The following is an 885-nucleotide window of genomic DNA, read 5'->3' as shown; positions in this document are numbered from 1 at the left end:
GCAACTCGACTGCGTGAAGTTGGAATCGCTAGTAATCGCGGATCAGCATGCCGCGGTGAATACGTTCCCGGGTCTTGTACACACCGCCCGTCACACCATGGGAGCGGGTTTTACCAGAAGTAGGTAGCTTAACCGCAAGGAGGGCGCTTACCACGGTAGGATTCGTGACTGGGGTGAAGTCGTAACAAGGTAGCCGTATCGGAAGGTGCGGCTGGATCACCTCCTTTCTAGAGTGGCACRGCATCTAACGATGCATCATCAAGCGTCCACGCTTATCGGCTGTTARTAAAGTTAAACGAGAACAGTTCGGGTCTGTAGCTCAGTCGGTTAGAGCACCGTGTTGATAACGCGGGGGTCGTTGGTTCGAATCCAACCAGACCCACCATGTATCAAGGGGGGATTAGCTCAGCTGGGAGAGCACCTGCTTTGCAAGCAGGGGGTCGTCGGTTCGATCCCGTCATCCTCCACCAACTSTCTGTTCACTGCATTTATGTAAGCCCTGTGGTTTAGATAAGTGTAGTTCTCGTTCTTTAACAATCTGGAAGAAGTAAAGTTTTCTTTAAGCGTGTTTTGAKCTAACGATCAAATGCACACTTAGGGTAGAAATCTGTATGTATCAACAAACAAAGTAAGCTGTCATTTGCCTRTGACGTTCTCTATTACTCATGTAGAGGCCAACGTTATAGGGACAAGTGAATAAGTGCACATGGTGGATGCCTTGGCGATTACAGGCGATGAAGGACGTTGTAGCCTGCGAAAAGCTACGGGGAGCTGGCAAACGAGCTTTGATCCGTAGATGTCCGAATGGGGAAACCCGGCCTTTTAGGTCATCACTCACTGAATACATAGGTGTGTGAAGCGAACGCGGCGAACTGAAACATACAT

The 885-nt window shown here is 49.5% G+C and carries 2 tRNA genes and 2 rRNA genes; all 4 read left to right on the top strand.

Annotation, left to right across the window (positions count from 1 at the left end):
• Nucleotides 1-227, top strand: a 16S ribosomal RNA gene (locus AC1DOQ_RS26905); the annotation flags it as partial.
• An 81-nt stretch (nt 228-308) separates the two neighbouring features.
• A tRNA-Ile gene (locus AC1DOQ_RS26900) sits at nt 309-385 on the top strand.
• A 9-nt stretch (nt 386-394) separates the two neighbouring features.
• A tRNA-Ala gene (locus tag AC1DOQ_RS26895) sits at nt 395-470 on the top strand.
• Nucleotides 471-686: 216 nt separating this feature from the next.
• Nucleotides 687-885 (top strand): 23S ribosomal RNA (locus AC1DOQ_RS26890); the annotation flags it as partial.

This window comes from Massilia sp. 01N417, from assembly GCF_056399645.1.
Note: the sequence above shows the minus strand (reverse complement) of the source record. Positions and strands in the feature narration are given on the sequence as shown.